At 69.9% G+C, this 17,825-nt stretch carries 14 protein-coding genes; 9 read left to right on the top strand and 5 right to left on the bottom strand.

All coding sequences use genetic code 11. The features are described from left to right. Window positions 1-115 precede the first annotated feature (115 nt). Both OH804_RS28280 and OH804_RS28275 read right to left on the bottom strand, forming a co-directional pair. Window positions 116-3,037, bottom strand: coding sequence for a transglycosylase domain-containing protein (locus OH804_RS28280; RefSeq protein WP_406060594.1), 2,922 nt, complete (start codon window positions 3,035-3,037; stop codon window positions 116-118). A gap of 197 nt (window positions 3,038-3,234) precedes the next feature. Continuing rightward, window positions 3,235-3,684 (bottom strand): DUF5318 domain-containing protein, encoded by a 450-nt coding sequence (locus tag OH804_RS28275; protein ID WP_406060592.1) that lies wholly within the window; start codon window positions 3,682-3,684, stop codon window positions 3,235-3,237. 175 nt (window positions 3,685-3,859) lie between these two features. Here OH804_RS28275 and OH804_RS28270 point away from each other — a divergent pair, with 175 nt between their 5' ends. Beyond that, window positions 3,860-4,498, top strand: coding sequence for a PadR family transcriptional regulator (locus OH804_RS28270; protein ID WP_196920348.1), 639 nt, complete (start codon window positions 3,860-3,862; stop codon window positions 4,496-4,498). Between the two features lie 23 nt (window positions 4,499-4,521). Then, a complete protein-coding gene (locus OH804_RS28265; protein ID WP_091396616.1) occupies window positions 4,522-5,601 on the top strand; it encodes an inositol-3-phosphate synthase in 1,080 nt (359 codons plus the stop codon). 94 nt (window positions 5,602-5,695) lie between these two features. On the opposite strand, the gene OH804_RS28260 is transcribed toward OH804_RS28265, so the two are convergent. Together OH804_RS28260 and OH804_RS28255 are read right to left on the bottom strand one after the other, a co-directional pair. After that, window positions 5,696-6,625, bottom strand: coding sequence for a hypothetical protein (locus tag OH804_RS28260; RefSeq protein ID WP_406060590.1), 930 nt, complete (start codon window positions 6,623-6,625; stop codon window positions 5,696-5,698). A gap of 128 nt (window positions 6,626-6,753) precedes the next feature. Beyond that, window positions 6,754-7,239: a methylated-DNA--[protein]-cysteine S-methyltransferase gene (locus tag OH804_RS28255; protein ID WP_406060588.1), complete on the bottom strand. Its 486-nt coding sequence runs from the start codon at window positions 7,237-7,239 to the stop codon at window positions 6,754-6,756. Between the two features lie 138 nt (window positions 7,240-7,377). Here OH804_RS28255 and OH804_RS28250 point away from each other — a divergent pair, with 138 nt between their 5' ends. Together OH804_RS28250 and OH804_RS28245 are read left to right on the top strand one after the other, a co-directional pair. After that, window positions 7,378-7,899: an NfeD family protein gene (locus OH804_RS28250; protein ID WP_307788552.1), complete on the top strand. Its 522-nt coding sequence runs from the start codon at window positions 7,378-7,380 to the stop codon at window positions 7,897-7,899. A gap of 29 nt (window positions 7,900-7,928) precedes the next feature. Further along, a complete protein-coding gene (locus OH804_RS28245) occupies window positions 7,929-9,446 on the top strand; it encodes a flotillin family protein (protein ID WP_196920352.1) in 1,518 nt (505 codons plus the stop codon). A 71-nt stretch (window positions 9,447-9,517) separates the two neighbouring features. On the opposite strand, the gene OH804_RS28240 is transcribed toward OH804_RS28245, so the two are convergent. Then, window positions 9,518-10,978, bottom strand: a complete 1,461-nt coding sequence (locus OH804_RS28240; protein WP_196920353.1) for a CCA tRNA nucleotidyltransferase — start codon at window positions 10,976-10,978, stop codon at window positions 9,518-9,520. 126 nt (window positions 10,979-11,104) lie between these two features. Here OH804_RS28240 and murJ point away from each other — a divergent pair, with 126 nt between their 5' ends. The 5 genes from murJ (at window position 11,105) to trxB (ending at window position 17,801) form a co-directional block, all read left to right on the top strand. After that, entirely contained in the window at window positions 11,105-12,856 is a 1,752-nt protein-coding gene (murJ, locus tag OH804_RS28235) for a murein biosynthesis integral membrane protein MurJ (protein WP_406060586.1), read from the top strand. A gap of 445 nt (window positions 12,857-13,301) precedes the next feature. Continuing rightward, on the top strand, window positions 13,302-14,909 hold the full coding sequence (locus tag OH804_RS28230) for a protein kinase family protein (RefSeq protein ID WP_406060584.1): 1,608 nt from the start codon (window positions 13,302-13,304) through the stop codon (window positions 14,907-14,909). A 43-nt stretch (window positions 14,910-14,952) separates the two neighbouring features. Continuing rightward, window positions 14,953-15,654: an RNA polymerase sigma factor SigM gene (sigM, locus tag OH804_RS28225; protein WP_406060582.1), complete on the top strand. Its 702-nt coding sequence runs from the start codon at window positions 14,953-14,955 to the stop codon at window positions 15,652-15,654. After that, window positions 15,651-16,667, top strand: a complete 1,017-nt coding sequence (locus OH804_RS28220) for a hypothetical protein (protein ID WP_406060580.1) — start codon at window positions 15,651-15,653, stop codon at window positions 16,665-16,667. Before sigM ends, OH804_RS28220 begins: the two co-directional genes overlap by 4 nt. Window positions 16,668-16,850: 183 nt before the next feature. Further along, window positions 16,851-17,801 carry a thioredoxin-disulfide reductase gene (gene trxB / locus OH804_RS28215; protein ID WP_196920358.1) on the top strand — a complete coding sequence of 317 codons (951 nt, stop codon included), beginning with the start codon at window positions 16,851-16,853 and terminating at the stop codon, window positions 17,799-17,801. The last annotated feature ends 24 nt before the right edge of the window (window positions 17,802-17,825 follow it).

Genomic DNA, 17,825 nt, shown 5'->3' with positions numbered 1-17,825 from the left:
CCTGCCGTACGACAGGGCTGCCCGTCCCGTCCCGGCGCGGAGTTCCGGGTACGAAAACGCCGCCGCCGGCCGGACAGGTCGTCCGGCCGGCGGCGGCGTCATGCGTTGGCGCGGGTCACTCCCGGTTGGGTGGCAGGCTGGGCAGCAGTCCGCCGCCAGCACCACCGTTTCCGCCGCCACCGGGATTGCCGCCGGGGTTGCCACCACCGGGGTTACCGCCGGGGTTGCCCCCAGGGTTGCCGCCCCCGTTTTGGCAGAACAGGTCGATCAGCGGGTTACAGGGAGGGCCCTGCCCCCCCGGGTTGGTCGGTGGTGGCGGCGGGGGCGGAGGCGGAGGCGGTTCACCGTTTCCGGAGTCCTTGTCGCCGATGTTCGCCGCCGGCGGGAAGTCGAGCTTGGGCTTGCCCTTCAGCGCCTCGTTCATGAACCGCTCCCAGATTTCGCCCGGGAGGTTTCCACCGCTGACCTTACGGCCGTCCTTGAGAATGAGTGGCTTCCGGTCCCGCACGTTGCCCACCCACACCGCGGTGGCCAACTGTGGCGTGTAACCGATCATCCAGGCGTCGCCGTTGTCCTCGCTGCCGTCCTTGAGTTCCCAGGTGCCGGTCTTGGAGGCCGCCTTGCGGCCGTCATCGAGCCGGTGGTTGACGGCGGCCGGGTAGTCCTTCAGCACCGACGTCACGTCGTCCACGACGCTCCTGTCGATTCTGCGCTGCGAGTCGAGCTTCTCGCTGTAGACCTTGTCCCACTTACCGGTGTTCGGGTTCTGCTTCTCCACCGAGTAGAGGAAGTGCGCCTTGTTGTAGACGCCGCCGTTGGCGAAGGTGGCGACGCCGTTGGCGTGGTCCAGCACCGTGATCGGGTACTGGCCGTAGCCGACCACGTTGAAGAACGGCTCCGGCGTGATGTCCTTCGGGTCGGTCTTGGTCAGGTCGTAGGCCTTCGCCGGGTTGGTGTCCGTGCGCCACATGGTGGTGACGCCCGCCTTCTTGGCCATGTCCACGACCTTGTCCGCGCCGATCTCCTCGGTGACGTAGTAGAACGGCACGTTCAGGGACTTGAGCGTGGACACCCGCAGCGTGCAGGAGTTACCGCAGTCGGGGTTGTCGTCGCCCGCGTTGCTGACCTTGAAGGTGCCTTCCGGCTTGAATGCCTTGCCCTTCCACCGAGACTCGAGTGACTTCTTCTCCTTGAGCGCGGCCGCGAGGGTGTAGATCTTGAAGCTTGAACCGGGCGAGTGACCGCCGCTGATCGCCCCGGTGGAGTCGGTGTTCTTGCCGGCATAGTCGGTGCCGGTGCCGTTGTCACCGCCGTAGTACGCGACGACCCGACCATTTGTGGGGTCGATCGACACCACCGCGGCCATCATGTTGCTCCGCTCACCGGCCAACTCGGAGCCCTTGGACTTGCGCTGGGCCGTCGCGACCGCCGCCGCCTGCATCTTGGTGTCGACGGTGGTACGGATCCGGTAACCGCCGGCCATCAGCGCCTGGGAGCACAGTGGCTTGGCGTCTGTCACCTCCGTGTCCTTCTCGACGCAGATGCCCCTGTCCCGCATCTCTTGCCGGACGTAGTTGATGACATTGCCGTACGGGGTGTCGACGCCGAAGTCGACGCCGATGCCGCCCTTCTTCGGGGCCTTGAGGGTCTTCGTCGGGTACGCGGCCGGCCGCGGCTCCTTGCCGGGCACACCGAGCCAGCCCTCCTTGACCATGCCCTCGATCACGTAGTTCCAGCGATCCTGGGCCGCGGTCAGGTTGATCGCCGGGTCGTACCCCTGGTGGGTGGAGCTGGGTTCCGGCTGCTTGATCAGGGCCGCGAGCACCGCGCCCTCAGCCGGATTGAGCTTGCCCACCGACTTGCCGAAGTAGGTCTGCGCCGCGGCCTCGATGCCGTAGGCACCCCGGCCGAAGTAGATCACGTTGAGGTAGTGCTGCATGATCTCTGGCTTCGTGTACTCGTCGTTGAGCTTGGAGGCGAAGATCGCCTCCTTCACCTTCCGGGCGTACGTGTCGTCCTTCAGGTTGTCATAGGCGTTGCGGGCGTACTGCTGGGTGATGGTGGAGGCACCCTGCTTGTCGCCGCCGGAGAGGTTGTTCCAGCCGGCACGGGCAATGCCCTTGTAGTCCACACCGGAGTGCCGGTAGAAGTTCCGGTCCTCGGCTGCGGCCACCGCGTTCTGCACGTACTCGGGAATCTGGTCGATGGTGACCAGGGTTCGGTTCTGATCGCCCACCTTGGCGATGATCGTCTTGTTGTCGAAGGCGTACAGGGTGGTCGCCTGCGGCGGAGTGATCTCGTCCGGAAGCACCACACTTGTCGAGTAGTAGGTGAACCCGACCACGCCGATGCCGGCGAGCATGATGAAGACGGCGAACCCGGCGATCAGCAGGTTCATCCGCTTGCGCTTCTTCGCCCGCGCCGCGGCGGCGCCCGAGTCGCCCGGACCACGGCCGCCCCGACCGGGACCGCCCGGCCCGTTAGGCCCCCCAGGGCCGCCCGGACCACCGGAGACCGGTGAGACGCTCGCCCGCGCGACCGCGGCGCGGCCACCGACCGATGCGGAGCCGACGCTGGCCCGGCCCGCCGAGGCGGTGCCGACCGAGGCCGCACCGACTGCGGCGGCACCGACAGAGGCACGACCAGCCGGTGCGCCCGGCGCCGGGGAAACCGGGACGGAGGCCCGACCGGCGCCGGCGCGGCCGGCGGCCACACCCGGTGCTGGCGACACCGGAACCGAGGCCCGGCCGGGCCGGCCGGCCGCTGCCGAACCCACCGAGGCGGACCCGGCGGCCGCAGCGCCACGCGGCGGCACCGAGGCCGAGCCGCCGACCGTGGCGCGACCACCGGCCGCCCGCGGGGTCACCGAGGCGCGGCCCGGAGTTGCCGTGCCGCCTTCCGAGGCTGACCAGCCGCTTCCGCCAGAGTTGCCGCCGGGTCTGCGGTACGCGTCGTCCGCGCCCGGTCCGGGGTCACCGTCTGGACCCATGTGCTGGGTCCGTCCGCGCGCAGAACTGGGATCGCCGTACGAGTTCATTCCTCACACCCTGCCGGTCGCGGTGGGGCGCGGCTGCGCCGCCACCGGGTTGCCGTGAGTTGCTTCACCCGGGGCGCTGGCACGGGGGTGCCAGCCGACCAGGGTCATTGCCGTATCAATCGGGCCAATCGGACCAACAAGCGGTCGACCGTCCCGGGTTTCACCTGCGGCCCCGGGGCCGGTACAACCAGCTGAGATCACCGTTGCGCCTCTCGCCTCCGCCGGCTGGTGCCTTCGGCGCCCGCCGCGTCCTGTTCGCTCGTGCCGTCGCTGTCGCCGGTCAGCCCGTCCCGGCCGAGCAGGTACTGCTCGACGAGATGGTTCCAGTCACAACCGAGGCACACCTCCACCACGAACACCTGAAACTCACGCAGCGTCATCGCCAGCACGGGCAACTCGGTAAGTGTCCGGGCCTGGCCGGCGGACTGCTTGAGCTCGTCACCGTAAATGTAGTGGACGAGGGTCAGGTTTTCGCTCCGGCAGATCGGGCAGCGCCGGTCGGTCGGCTCGCCGTGGAACCGAGCGGCGTTCTTCAGGTACGGCGACGCGTCGCAGACGTCGTACGTGCCGACTCGGCCGGCCAGGAGCTCACGCAGCACTGCTCGCTTCTGAAGCGAGTAGTCGACGACCTGGCGCTGCGTACGCATGCGGAGAAGGGTACGCGGTCCGGCCCGAGCAGGCGACCACGCTCACGATCCGTGACGGAAGCACCTCGGAACGGGGGTTTGCCCTGGCCCGCGCGACCCGCTAACGTGCGATGTATCGGTCCGATACATCGCGGCGGTTACCACTCCACGCCGGAGGGTAAAGAGAGGGTGGCCAGTGCTCGAGTTCGCCATCCTCGGCCTCCTGCAGGAGTCTCCGATGCACGGCTACGAGCTGCGCAAGGAGTTGACCGCCAAACTCGGCGCGATCCGGGCGGCGATCAGCTACGGCTCGCTCTATCCCACGCTACGCAGGCTTCAGGCGGCGGGATGGATCACCGAAGCTGCTGAGACACCCGCCACTGCCGAGGAGGTTCCCGCGCTGACCAGCCGACGAGGTCGGGTGGTCTACAAAATCACCGCGGAAGGCAAGGAACGCTTCGCCCAGCTGATCGCACAGGCGGGGCCCGAGACGTACGACGACACGGGCTTCGGGGTGCACTTCGCGTTCTTCGCCCGGACCGACCAGGCGACCCGACTACGCATTCTGGAGGGTCGCCGCCGCAAGATCGAGGAGCGTCGCGAAGGGCTTCGTGACGTGCTGGGCCGGGCGGCCGAGCGCCTCGACGCTTACACGCTGGAACTGCAGCGCCACGGCCTTGATGCCTGTGAGCGCGAGGTCCGCTGGCTGGAGGAGCTCATCGCCAACGAGCGCTCCGGCCGAGCCCCGACGGTCCCGAACACCGGGACAGCCGGCGGCCGACGAGAAGACAACAGCCCGCCTCCGCCTGGAGAGACCAGGAATGAGCGGCCGTGACAGAAAAGAAGGAGGCAGACGCTATGGGCTCCGTCCGCGTCGCCATCGTCGGTGTGGGTAACTGCGCCTCGTCCCTGGTTCAGGGCGTCGAGTACTACCGGAACGCCAACCCGAACGACCGCGTCCCGGGTCTCATGCACGTCGCCTTCGGCGACTACCACGTCAACGCCGTGGAGTTCGTCGCGGCATTCGACGTGGACGCCAAGAAGGTGGGCATGGACCTCGCGGAGGCGATCGTCGCCAGCGAGAACAACACCATCAAGCTCTGCGACGTGCCGCCGACCGGCGTGAGCGTGCAGCGCGGTCCGACCTTCGACGGTCTGGGCCAGTACTACCGCGAGATCGTCGAGGAGTCGGACGCCACCCCGGTCGACGTGGCGCAGGCGCTGCGCGACGCGCAGGTCGACGTCGTCGTCTGCTACCTGCCGGTCGGTTCCGAGCAGGCCGCCAAGTTCTACGCCCAGGCGGCGATCGACGCCGGCTGCGCGTTCGTCAACGCCTTGCCGGTCTTCATCGCCTCCGACCCCGAGTGGGCCAAGAAGTTCGAGGACGCGGGCCTGCCGATCGTCGGTGACGACATCAAGAGCCAGGTCGGCGCCACCATCGTGCACCGCGCCCTCGCGAAGCTCTTCGAGGACCGCGGCGTCGAGCTGCTGCGCACGTACCAGCTCAACTTCGGCGGCAACATGGACTTCATGAACATGCTGGAGCGTAAGCGGCTGGTCTCGAAGAAGATCTCGAAGACCCAGTCGGTCACCTCGCAGATTCCGCACGAGATGAGCAAGAGCGACGTGCACATCGGCCCGTCGGACCACGTGCCGTGGCTGGACGACCGCAAGTGGGCGTACATCCGCCTGGAGGGCCGCTCGTTCGGCGACACCCCCCTCAACGCCGAGCTCAAGCTCGAGGTGTGGGACTCTCCGAACTCGGCCGGCGTCATCATCGACGCGGTCCGGGCCGCGAAGATCGCCCTGGACCGGAAGATCGGCGGCCCGATCCTGTCGGCCTCGTCGTACTTCATGAAGTCCCCGCCGGTGCAGTACGCCGACCACGACGCCCACCAGGCCGTCGAGGAGTTCATCGCCGGTGAGGTCACGCGCTGACGCGCTGACATAGCAAGCAGGTCGAAGGGCCGGGTCCGTACGGACCCGGCCCTTCGTCGCGTTCAGTGCCTCGCCGATGGGTACGGCGACCGGCTCACTTCCAGCTCGGCGACTCCTGCTTCGCCTTGGTGGCACGCCGCGCCGTACGGTCGGCGAGCGCCTCGGCGGTACGCGCGCCCGACGAGAACGGCAGGTACGCCGGGTTGACGGCGCCGATACCGATCACGAACGCCACCACGTCGAGGATGACGTGGGTGGTCTTGTTCGCGAAGACGGAGATGTAGTCCGCGTCGAAGCCGATGCCGGACATGAACGCGTTCGACAGCGACTGGTTGGCCTGGAAGTTGATCGTCGAGACGCTGCCCGCCCCGGCGCCGTACGGGAAGACCCGCGCGAAACCCGGGGCGGCGGTGGTCGTCACTGTGATGTTGCCGAACACCGCGTCACCGAAGAAGACGAAGTCCGTCAGGTCGAGGTGGATGGTCTGCCCCTCGCGCAGACGACCGGTGCTGTCCAGGGTGGTCGACGAGGGGTTGACGATCCGCTCACGCCCCGCGGCCGAGCGGGTGTCGATGACCCGCTGCGGGATGATCGGCACGATCCGGTTCGAATTGCCGCTGGTGTGCACGTAATCGACGAGGGCCTCGCCGTTGTACTGCCCGGCGACCACCTGGAGGTTGCCGTAGTTGTCCATGCCGACCGAGCCGGGCTGGGAATCCTGGTGCAGGTAGTCGCCACTCGGCGCCAGCTGCAGCGACGGCCGGGCAAGAGCCAGGCCGTCCTCGCTGATGATGGCCGGGTTCGCCAGTCGCAGCGTCGGCCCGGCTGCGGTGCTGGTGAGGGTCGTGGTGGCGGCGCCAGCGCTGTTGGCGCTGCCCTGAAGCACCGGGTCACCGGGTGCGGCCTGGGCCGGGCCGGCGACGGCAGCGCCAACCACTGTGCTACCGGCGACGCCGGCGGCGACGGTGCCGGCTCGGCGCAGCAGACGGCGGCGGTCGACGGTCTTGTCCTGGTTCTCAGTCATGGGTCCCCCGAGGTTGTTGACGCATTGACGATCGATCGTCGCTGTTGTGACGGATCATCCACATCGACCGATCGGTCGAATTCATGCGTCCAGGGCAGAGGCGCGACCGGCGGCCGCCACTCCGGCCGTCAGGCTCCCGACCAGGCGTGCCGCAGCGCGACCCCGGCCTCCAACTCCAGCAGCTTGACCTTGCGGGGCAGGCCCCCACCGAAGCCGACCAACTTTCCGCCCGCGCCGACGATCCGATGGCAGGGCACGATCACCGGGACCGGGTTGCGGTTGCAGGCCACCCCGACCGCCCGGGCCGCTCCCGGATCACCGACGATCTTCGCCACCTCGCCGTAGGTCAGCGTCTCCCCGTACGGGATCCGGGTCATCTCCCGCCACACGGCGCGCTCGAAGTCGGAGCCGCGCGGCGCCGACACCGGGACGGTGAACGCGGTCAGCTCGCCGGTGAAGTACGCCCGCAGCTCGTCGACGGCCGTCCGGGACAACGCGTCGCCGGGCTCGTCGGCCGCCGCGTCCACCCGGCCGAAGTGCGCCCCGCACACGCTCGTGCCGTCGGTGGCGACGGAGAACTCACCGATCGGCGAGTCGAGCACAGTCCAACGCATCCACCCATTCTCCCCGGTGCGGGCTCCTTCGCCGGCCCGGCTACCAGCGTCGGGCTGAACGCCACTCCTCGGCGGCCCGAATCGATAGATCATCTCCGCGTCTCGGTGGGCCGTTCGGCGTTGCGCGGCGTCGATACCGTGCAGGTCGTGGCAACGGGGACGCTCATCTTTCTGATCATCGGCGGGGCAGGCATCGGCGTGCTCGCGCTCGCCCTGCTCGGCACCGAGCTGCTCCACTTCGGGCACGCCGACGTGGACGGGCCGATCTCGGTCGAGACGGTGGCCGGCTTCGCAGGGGCGTTCGGGTTCGGCGCGGCCATCGTCAACGAGCTGCTCGGTGCGCGTACCCCTGGCATGGTCGTCGGGGCGGTGGCCGGCGGCGTGCTCGCGGCCGTGCCCACCGGCTGGTTGGCGTCCCGGCTGAGCCGGGCGGCGCGGAACATGCGCACCGACCCCACCCCCACCCGTGACGACCTGGTCGGCGCGCTCGGCCTGGTCGTCACCCCGGTGCCGGCCAACGGGTACGGCGAGGTTCGCATTCGCCTCGCCGGCCAACCGGTCAAGCTCAGCGCCCGCGCGGACCAGCCGATCCCGATCGGCGCCCAGGTCTTCGTCGTGCAGGCGCTCAGCGAGACCAGCGTTCACGTAGAGACCTACTGACCTTCCCCCTCGTAGACGGGACTCCTCATATGGCCCTACTCATCGCCGTCGGTGGCGCGGTCCTCCTCGCGCTCATCCTGGTGCTCTTCGTGCTCTCCCGGATCAAGGTGGCCGGCCCGAACGAGGCGTTCATCGTCACCGGTCGCAAGGGCCGCACCACGCAGACCGCCGACGGTGCGCGGTCCACCGACAACTCCGGGCAGAAGGTCGTGCTGGGCGCATCGGTGTTCGTGCTGCCGGTGGTGCAGAAACTCCAGTCGCTCGACCTGTCCAGCCGGCGGATCGACGTCGGCATCCGGGGCGCGGTGAGCAAGCAGGGCATCCGCGCCGACCTGCACGGCGTGGCGATCGTCAAGGTCGGCGGCACCGAGGACGCGATCCGGGCCGCGGCACAGCGGTTCCTGCACCAGCAGGACGAGATCGACAACTTCACCCGGGAGGTGCTGGCCGGCGCCCTGCGGTCGATCGTCGGTCGGCTCACCGTCGAGGAGGTCATCCGGGACCGGGCGGCGTTCGCCAGTGCGGTCGCCGAGGAGGCCGAGCACTCGATGACCAACCAGGGTCTGGTGCTGGACACCTTCCAGCTCCAGGACATCCTCGCCGAAGGTTCCTACCTTCAGGACCTGGGCCGACCCGAGGCCGCCCGGGTGCTCAAGGACGCGGCGATCGCCGAGGCCCGGGCCCGGCAGCAGGCCGAACAGGAGCGGCTGCTCGCCGAGGAGGCAATCGCCGAGGCGAACCGCAACCTGGCCCTCAAGCAGGCCGGTATCCAGGCCGAGATCGACGCGGCCAAGGCGAAGTCCGCGGCGGCCGGACCGCTCGCCCAGGCCGAGCGGGACCAGGCGATCCTCTCCGAGCAGCAGAAGGTGGCCGAGCGCAACGCCGAACTGAAGCAGCGCCAACTCGACACCGAGGTGCGCAAGCCGGCCGACGCTGCCCGGTACAAGGTGGAACAGGAAGCCGAGGCGTCCCGCAACGCTGCAGTGCTGCACGCCGACGCGCAACGCCAGTCCGTCATCGCCGCCGCGCAGGCCTCCGCCGAACAGGCCCGCCTCACCGGTGAGGGTGAGCGGGCCCGGCGGGCCGCGCTCGCCGAGGCGAACGCCATCGAAGGCGCCAAGGAGGGTGAGGCCGAGCAGCGGCGGCGCTCCGCCATCGCCGAGGCGGTGGAGCGGGAAGGTCAGGCCGAGGCCGCGGCCATCCTCGCGAAGGGTGAGGCCGAGGCGGACGCGATGGCGCGCAAGGCCGAGGCGTTCGCCGCGTACGGCGAGGCGGCCGTGCTGGACCTGCTGGTCAAGGTGCTGCCACAGGTCGTCGAGGCGGCAAGTGCGCCGATCGGGGCGATCGACAAGATGACAGTCATCTCCACCGACGGCGCGTCGTCGCTCACCAGGTCGGTGGCCGGCAACGTGGCCCAGGGCCTCCAACTCGGCAGCGACCTCACCGGGATCGACCTGCCCGGGCTGCTGGCGAGGCTCGGCTCGGCGTCCACTCCGGCCGGCAACGGCACCGCGTCCGTCGACGGGAAGGCCGTCGAGACCCGCTGACCGTGTACGCGACGGGCGCCACTCCCGGTTCGGGGGTGGCGCCCGTCGGCGTCTTCGCAGGGCTCGAAGCCCTAGGTGATCAGGCCCTCAGCGCGGGCCCAGCGCAGCAGCTCCGCCTCGGCGGCGTCGCGATCCAGCGGGCCGTGCTCGAGGCGCTGCTCCTTGAGGTGCTTCCACGCCCGCCCGACCACCGGCCCCGGCGGTACGCCGAGCAACTCCATGATCGCGTTGCCGTCCAGGTCGGGTCGGACCCGCGCCAGGTCCTCCTCGGCCGCGATCCGGGCGATCCGATCCTCCAGCGCGTCGTAGTCGGCCGCGAGCTGGGCGGCCTTGCGCCGGTTGCGGGTCGTGCAGTCCGAGCGGGTCAGCTTGTGCAGGCGGGGCAGCAGGTCACCGGCATCAGCGACGTAGCGGCGCACCGCCGAGTCGGTCCACTCGCCCCGCCCGTACCCGTAGAAGCGCAGGTGCAGCGCGACCAGCGCGGTCACCTTCGCGGTGACCTCCTTCGGGTACCGCATCGCCTTCATCCGGGCCTTGGTCAGCCGGGCGCCGACCACCTCGTGGTGGTGGAAGCTGACCCGGCCGTCGGACCCGACCGCCTTCGTCGCCGGCTTGCCCACGTCGTGCAGGAGGGCGGCCATCCGCAGGATGAAGTCGCAGCCCTCCTCCTCGTAGGAGATCGCGTTCTCGACGACCGTCAACGTGTGCTCGTAGACGTCCTTGTGCTGGGCGTGCTCGTCGATCTCCAGCTTCAGCCCGGTCAGCTCCGGCAGGAACCGCTCGGCCAACCCGGTGTCGACAAGCAGCCGCAGCCCGGTGATCGGGTCCGCGCCGCAGAGCAGCTTGGTGAACTCGTCGCGGATCCGCTCGGCGGTAATCCGGTCCAGGTCGGCGGCCATCTCGGTCATCGCCAGGTGCACGTCCGGGTGCACGGCGAAACGCAGCTGCGCGGCAAACCGGGCCGCCCGCAGCATCCGCAGCGGGTCGTCACCGAACGACTCACCCGGCGTGCTCGGGGTACGGATCACCTTGGCCGAGATGTCGTCCAGCCCGCCGTGCGGGTCGGTGAACCGGTGGTCGGGCAGGCTGACCGCCATCGCGTTGATCGTGAAGTCGCGCCGCTTCAGGTCCTCGTCGAGGCTGGTGCCGTACACCACCACCGGGTTGCGGCTGACCTGGTCGTACGACTCCGCGCGGAAGGTGGTGATCTCCAGCCGGAGGCCGTCGCGCTGAGCGCCGATGGTGCCGAACTCGCGACCGGTCTCCCAGATCGACTCGGCCCAGCCCTTGATGATCCGCAGGGTCTCGTCGGGGTGCGCGTCGGTGCAGAAGTCGAGGTCGTCGCCGAGTCGACCGAGCAGGGCATCCCGCACCGAACCGCCCACCAGGTGCAACTCGTGACCGGCGCGGACGAAGCGGCGGCCCAACTCGTCGGCGACCGGGGACACCCGGAGCAGTTCGGCGACGGCGTTGCGCTGCGCGGCGGTGAGTTCGCGGCGGTCGGCGGCGTGAGGAGCGGAGGCTTCGGACATGGGATCGCCAGCTTATCGGGCCGGGGTGTGATCCGATCCGCCGGGCGCGGGTAACGGGTGGGGGTTGACTATGGTCTGTGGCGTGCGGGTCGGTGTCCGGCTCGACGTACCCCTGGGAGGCTGGAGATGAGCGGCGGGCTCTACCGCAGCGCCAACGCCGCGAACGATGGCGGTGCCAACGCCCGTCCCGGGGACGGCGCCACCTTCATCTCCGCTGAGCCGCTGAACCAGCCGGCCATGGAGTCGACCGCGCCACCGCAGGAGCAGGTCGGCGAGGCGAGCGCGGCGGCCAACAGCGCGGTGATGGCGATCGGCAGCCTGGTCAGCCGGGGCACCGGCTTCCTGCGCAACCTGGTGATCGCGGCGGCGCTCGGCGGCGCGCTGGTCGGTGACGCGTACACCACCGCGCAGATCCTGCCCGGCATGGTCTACGAGTTCCTGCTCGGCGGCGTCCTCACCAGCGTGCTGATCCCGGTGCTGGTGCGCCGCCGCAAGGTCGACGTCGACGGCGGTCAGGCGTACGCCCAGCGGCTGCTGACCTTGGCGGTGCTCGCCCTCGGCGTGGCGGCGCTGCTCGCGGTCGCGTTCGCCTCGACGCTGACCTGGCTCTACGGCAGCGGTGAGTCGACCGGCGACTATTCGAAGCTGGTCACCGGGCTGGCCCGGCTGATGCTGCCGATGATCTTCTTCTCCGGGTTGAGCGCGCTCATCAGTGCGGTGCTCAACACCCGGGGGCACTTCGCCGCCCCGATGTGGGCGCCGATCCTGAACAACCTCGTGGTGATCGGCACCGCCGGCCTCTACATCGCCATATTTGGCGCGGAGATCGTCCAGCCAGGGGAAATGACCACCGGGCGAATCCTGCTGATCGGTGGCGGCACCCTGCTCGGTGTGGCCATCCAGGCGATGGGCCTGCTGCCGGCGCTGCGCAAGGTCGGCTTCCGCTGGAAGCTTCGCTTCGACTTCCGCGAGCTGGGGCTACGCGAGCTGGGCCGGCTCGGGGCCTGGATGATCTGCTACGTCGCGGTGAGCCAGGTCGGCCTGATCGTGCTGTTCAACCTGCTGAACCGGGCCGGCAAGGAGAACGCCGCCGGTCCGCTGATCTACAACAACGTGTTCCTGCTGCTGATGACCGCGCACGGCATCATCGCCGTCTCGATCATCACGGCACTGATGCCCCGGATGAGCGCGGCCGCCGCCGACGGCCGGTACGCCGACCTCGCCGCCGACCTCTCCCGCGGTACCCGCACGGTCACGGCGGTGCTCGCCCCGATCGCGGTCTGCTACGCCGTCCTCGCCACCCCGATCGCGTTCACGCTGTTCCGGTTCGGCGCGTTCAACGAGGACAACGCCACCGCCACGTCCGTCGTGTTGCTCGCCGCCGCGCTCGCGCTGGTCCCGTTCGCGGTCAGCCAGCTCTTCACCTTCGCGTTCTACGCGCTGCCCGACACCCGCACGCCGGCTCTCATCAACATCCCGGTGGTGGCGCTCCGGATCGGGGTGCAGATCGTGCTGTACGTCGCCTTCTCGGCGAGCTTCGCCGGTGCGGGAATGATGATCGGTAACACGGTCTCCTATCTGGCTGCCGCGATCGGCTCGGCCTGGCTACTTCGGCCGCGCGTCGGTCGAATCGGCCTCGGCGAGATCATGCGGACCGGCGGCAGGGTCGCGGTTGCGGCGCTGGGTTCGGCAGTGGTCGGCGTTCTGGTGGTGAAGCTGCTGCCCGGTGACGACACCCCCAGCCGCCTGGAGGCGATCTTCCAGTTGGTGATCGGTGGCGCGGTGATCGGCGGGACCTACCTGGGTCTGGCCATGCTGCTGAAGATCGGGGAGATCACCGAGGTGGTCGGGATGGTCCGCCGCCGCCTCGGTCGCTGAACGTTCGCCCCCGATTACAACAAGTTGACACTCATACGGACCGTCACTGCGGATCACCAGGCTGGGGATGCACCTGTGGATAACTCCGCGATTCGCCGGTCAACCGCCGCTTCAGGCTGTGGATAACCAGCCGTACGGCTGAGGGTGGCAACCCGATCGGTGGGAACGTACGAGGTAACGCGAGCGCCACGCCAGCCCAGCCCCGGCGTCGGTCACTTGCGGTGAAGCCGTAGATTAGCTAGTACATGTGCCAGCAACGTGGCTGACAACGGTCGTAACCGGACGAGTTCGCCGACTGCCGGAACCCCGCCAGGTACGGCGGGAAGATGACATGTCGGAGAGACGGGCAACCCGGGTAAGGTCGCTCTCGACGGGTACGGCAGGGGCCGACGCTGGGCGTCGACACCGGTCGGCCGGTTCCTTCAACGGCAGAGCGGGAAGCCACATGCCCAGCAGTTCGGGTTCATCGATCGACACGATCACCGAGGGAGGACGGGTGACCCAGGTCGGCGAGGGTCAGGAGGCGGACGAAAGCGCTCCTCCGGTCATGACCTTCGGTGCTCCCACGGCCGGTGAAGTCCTCGCCGAGCGGTACGAACTGGTTGAGCACATCAACAACGACAGTGCGGGTCGGCTGGTCTGGCGCGGAGTCGACGTCATCCTGCGCCGTCCCGTCGCCGTGGTGCTGCGTTACCCGGGTGGCGACTCCGCCACCGAGATGCTTCAGGCCGCCGTCGCGGCCAGCCGGGTCATCCACCCCAACCTGGTCGGGGTCTACGACGCGATCGACGAGGCCGACCGTGCGTACGTGGTGCGCGAGTGGGTCGACGGGCAGTCCCTGCGGGACCTGGCGACCGACGGCCCCCTGGACCCGGCTCGGGCCACCGCCATCGGCAACGCCGTCGCGAGTGCGCTCGCCGCTGTGCACGCCACCGGCATGGTGCACGGCAACGTCCACCCCGGCACCGTCATGATCAGTGACGAGGGCCGGGTGGTCCTGGCTGACGCCCGCACCGACGGCGCCGACAGCCAGGAGAACGACATCCGCGCGGTCGGCGGGGTCCTCTACTTCGCACTGACCGGTTCCTGGCCGCACGCCGAGGCACCGCTGCACGGCGCCACCGCCGGCCACGGCCGCGCCGCCATCCCGGACGCCGTTCGGGACGCCGCAGGTGCCATCGCCGCACCCCGCCAGGTTCGGGCGGGCGTTCCGGCGTACCTGGACGACCTGACCATGGATCTGCTCGACGCCGAGATCGCGCCGCCCTCCTCCGACGTGCTCGCCGCCGAGTTGGCGCGACTGGACGTGCCCGCCGAGGATGAGCACTACCTCGACAACAGCGGGCCGCTGCGGTTCGCCGCTGACACCGGGGAAGAGCCGTCGCCCCTGGCCGCGGCCGGGGGCCGCAAGGTCGCCGTCGGCATCGCCGGTCTGCTGGCCGTCGCCCTGGTCGGTCTGCTGATCGGGATCATCGCGCTGGGCGGCGACGACGAGGACCCGCAGTCCAACCCGGTCGCCGCGCCGACCTCCAGTGCCCCGGCCGGCAACGCCACCCCGGCCGCCACGGCGGCGCGCAAGCTGACAGTGAAGGACGTCCGGATCATCGACCCGGACAGCAAGAACCGCAGTGAGGTCGACGGCGCCGACAAGGTCATCGACGGTGACGAGGACAAGGGCTGGGAGACCGAGACCTACCGGGACCGGCCCAACTTCGGCAACCTGAAGAAGGGCATGGGCGTCTGGATCGACCTCGGCGAGCCGCACACCGTCAAGTCGGTGCAGGCAATCCTGTCGGCCACCGGCGCGTCCGCCCAACTGCTCGCCGGCACGACCAACCCGCCGTCCAGCTCCAACGGTGACAAGCAGTTGGTCGCGAACTACAAGACCGCCATCGGCCAGCCGTTCGAGGACCACGACGGCACCACCATGACGTTCAACGGCTTCGACGCCGACCAGAAATACCAGTACCTGCTGTTCTGGATCACCGAGCTGGCTCCGTCCGAGGGTGGCTTCAAGCTGGGGGTGCAGGAGATTACGGTCCAGGGGTCGTGAGCCGGGCGCCACGATCCGGGCACCGCATTCGCTGGACGCGGTGATGGGCGGGCGTGCCGCCGCAACGGACCTGGAGCTGCTGCGCGCGCACGTCGCCGGAGACCGGGACGCCTTCGCCGAACTGTTCCACCGGCACCGCGACCGGTTGTGGGCGGTGGCGCTGCGGACGCTCGGCGACCGCGAGGAGGCAGCCGACGCCCTCCAGGACGCCCTGCTGTCGGCGCATCGGGCGGCGAGCCGGTTCCGCGGCGACTCCGCCGTCACCACCTGGCTGCACCGGATCGTGGTCAACGCCTGCCTGGACCGGATCCGACGCCGGCAGGCGCACCCCACAGTGCCGCTGCCGGACGGCAACCGGGCCGAGGACGGCACCGGCGGGCTGGAGCCGGCGGCACCGGCAACGGACCACGACACGGTGCTGGTGGTCCGCGAGGCGCTCGCCGCGCTGCCCCTTGAGCAACGCGCCGCACTGGTGCTGGTCGACGTACAGGGCTATCCGGTCGCCGAGGTCGCCCGCATCCTCGGCGTCGCCGAGGGAACGGTGAAGAGTCGCTGTGCCCGGGGCCGGGCCCGGCTCGCCGTACTGCTCGGGCACCTCCGCCCCGCCGTCGTCGGGACGCCTTCGGACCACGCCGTCCCGATCACTGGCGTGCCCGGCGTCACGCCGGGGAACCCCGGCCCGGTGGAAGGCGTCGGATCGGGGTCGGGCCGGTACCGGCGGGACGCCAACCAGGAGGACACGTGACGACCGAGGGGTTCCGGGAGGTCGACCTCGACCTCCTCGCTGACTACCTCGGCGGGGCGTTGGACGGCACCCCGCAGCAGGACGAGGTCGCCCAACTGGTCGTCGCGGACCCGTCCTGGGCCGAGGCGTACGCGCTGCTGGCCCCCGCCGTGACCGAGGTCCGGGGGGACCTGACCCGCTGGGCCGAACCGTCCCCGGAGATGCCGTCGGCGATCACCGACCGCCTCCTGGCCGCGTTGGCCTCCGCGAAGCCGTCGAACGACACCTCGACCGAGGAGGCACCCGCCGACGCGCCCAACGGCGATCCGGACGGCGAGGCGGCGACATCGTTCGTCGTACCGGCGCAGGCCGGTCGGCAGCCGGCCGTCCGCACACCCGGCGGGGTGGGGCGCCGGGCGCCCACCGGACCGGGCCGCCGCCGGCGTGGCTGGGCTCGCCGCGGCGCACCGGTGGCCGCCGCCACGATCGCCGTGATCGCCGTCGCACTCGGCCTCAACCAGCTGTCGATGCGCGCGGCGGACGACTCCGGCGGCGACAACGCCATGAACCAGCCGGCCAGCGCGCCCGAGGGCGTCGCGGGGGCCGGAACGGTCCGCACCACCGGGCCGGCACTGCGCAGTGGTACGAACTACACCCCGCAGACCCTCGGCGACGCGTACGGCACTGACGCGCCGAGCACGTCAGCTGCCAGCCGGGCGACCGGCAATACGCCGGGCGAGCAGCCGAAGGTGGATGCCGAGGGCGAACGCCGTCGGTCTCCCGACGGGTCGGACCAACTGGCCCGGCTGAGCGACGAGGTTGCGCTGACCACGTGTCTGGCCAGCGTCGCGGCGGAGCACGGATCGGCCCCACTGGTGGTCGAGGTGGTCGACTACGCGAGGTTCCGGGACGATCAGGCGCTGGTCATTCGTTTCACCGATGCGACCGGCGCCCGGTGGGTCTGGGTGAGCGGCCCGGAGTGCGGAGTGCCCGGGTCCGGCTCGGACAGCCGGTATTCGGCGCGGGTAGGGTGAATCCACGGTCGATGGCACGATGACCGCCCACGTGACCTGACCCACCGGATGCCCGGCTCGGGAATCCCCGGTTCGTACGATGACGTTCTGGAAGTCAGCTGCCGGCCCCACCCAGGCGTCGGCAACTCGGATCAGCATCGGTGCTCGCGCCGACGCCGAACACACACAACTCGGGAGACGGCAGTGGACGAGGTCCGCAACCTGATCATCATCGGCTCCGGGCCGGCCGGCTACACGGCGGCGGTCTACGCCGCACGCGCCAACCTGAAGCCGCTGATCATTGAGGGCGTGCAGTCCGGTGGTGCGTTGATGACCACGACCGAGGTGGAGAACTTCCCCGGCTTCGCCGACGGCATCCTCGGCCCCGAGCTGATGGACAACATGCGTAAGCAGGCCGAGCGGTTCGGCGCCGAGTTCCTCACCGACGACGTGACCCGGGTCGAGCTGGTGGACACCGGCGACGCGGGCTCCGGCGCGGTGAGCACCGTCTGGGTTGGCGAGACCGCCTACCGGGCGCGATCCATCATCCTGTCCACCGGTTCGGCGTGGCGTCCGCTGGGCGTGCCCGGCGAGCAGGAATACCTTGGCCACGGCGTCTCCGCGTGTGCCACCTGTGACGGCTTCTTCTTCCGTAACCAGCAGATCGTGGTCGTCGGCGGTGGCGACTCCGCGATGGAGGAGGCCACCTTCCTCACCCGCTTCGCGGAGTCGGTGACCATCATCCACCGCCGCGACTCATTCCGGGCCAGCAAGATCATGGCCGACCGGGCGCTGAGCAACGAGAAGATCAAGGTCGAGTGGAACAGCACCGTCGAGGAGATCCTCGGCGAGGACGGCAAGGTCACCGGAGTACGCGTCCGCAACGTGCACACCGGTGAGACCACTGTGATGGACGTGACCGGCGTCTTCGTCGCCATCGGTCACGACCCTCGCAGCGAGCTGTTCCAGGGCCAGGTCGAGCTGGACGACGAGGGCTACGTGAAGGTCCACGCCCCGAGCACCCGCACCAACGTGCCCGGTGTCTTCGCCGCCGGTGACGTGGTCGACCACACCTACCGTCAGGCGATCACCGCGGCCGGCACCGGTTGTGCCGCCGCGCTCGACGCCGAGCGGTTCATCGCGACGCTCAGCTGAAACAAGGAACATCCCGGAGGAGGG

This window comes from Micromonospora sp. NBC_00860 (genome assembly GCF_045207375.1).
GTDB classification, from domain to species: Bacteria; Actinomycetota; Actinomycetes; order Mycobacteriales; family Micromonosporaceae; genus Micromonospora; species Micromonospora vinacea.
Note: the sequence above shows the minus strand (reverse complement) of the source record. Positions and strands in the feature narration are given on the sequence as shown.

Coding starts and splice junctions, on each gene's coding strand:
- sigM (WP_406060582.1), top strand. CDS start 14,953: ATGGGCGGGCGTGCCGCCGCAACGGACCTGGAGCTGCTGCGCGCGCAC.
- OH804_RS28280 (WP_406060594.1), bottom strand. CDS start 3,037: ATGAACTCGTACGGCGATCCCAGTTCTGCGCGCGGACGGACCCAGCAC.
- OH804_RS28265 (WP_091396616.1), top strand. CDS start 4,522: ATGGGCTCCGTCCGCGTCGCCATCGTCGGTGTGGGTAACTGCGCCTCG.
- OH804_RS28275 (WP_406060592.1), bottom strand. CDS start 3,684: ATGCGTACGCAGCGCCAGGTCGTCGACTACTCGCTTCAGAAGCGAGCA.
- OH804_RS28255 (WP_406060588.1), bottom strand. CDS start 7,239: ATGCGTTGGACTGTGCTCGACTCGCCGATCGGTGAGTTCTCCGTCGCC.
- OH804_RS28230 (WP_406060584.1), top strand. CDS start 13,302: ATGCCCAGCAGTTCGGGTTCATCGATCGACACGATCACCGAGGGAGGA.
- OH804_RS28260 (WP_406060590.1), bottom strand. CDS start 6,625: ATGACTGAGAACCAGGACAAGACCGTCGACCGCCGCCGTCTGCTGCGC.
- murJ (WP_406060586.1), top strand. CDS start 11,105: ATGAGCGGCGGGCTCTACCGCAGCGCCAACGCCGCGAACGATGGCGGT.
- OH804_RS28245 (WP_196920352.1), top strand. CDS start 7,929: ATGGCCCTACTCATCGCCGTCGGTGGCGCGGTCCTCCTCGCGCTCATC.
- OH804_RS28240 (WP_196920353.1), bottom strand. CDS start 10,978: ATGTCCGAAGCCTCCGCTCCTCACGCCGCCGACCGCCGCGAACTCACC.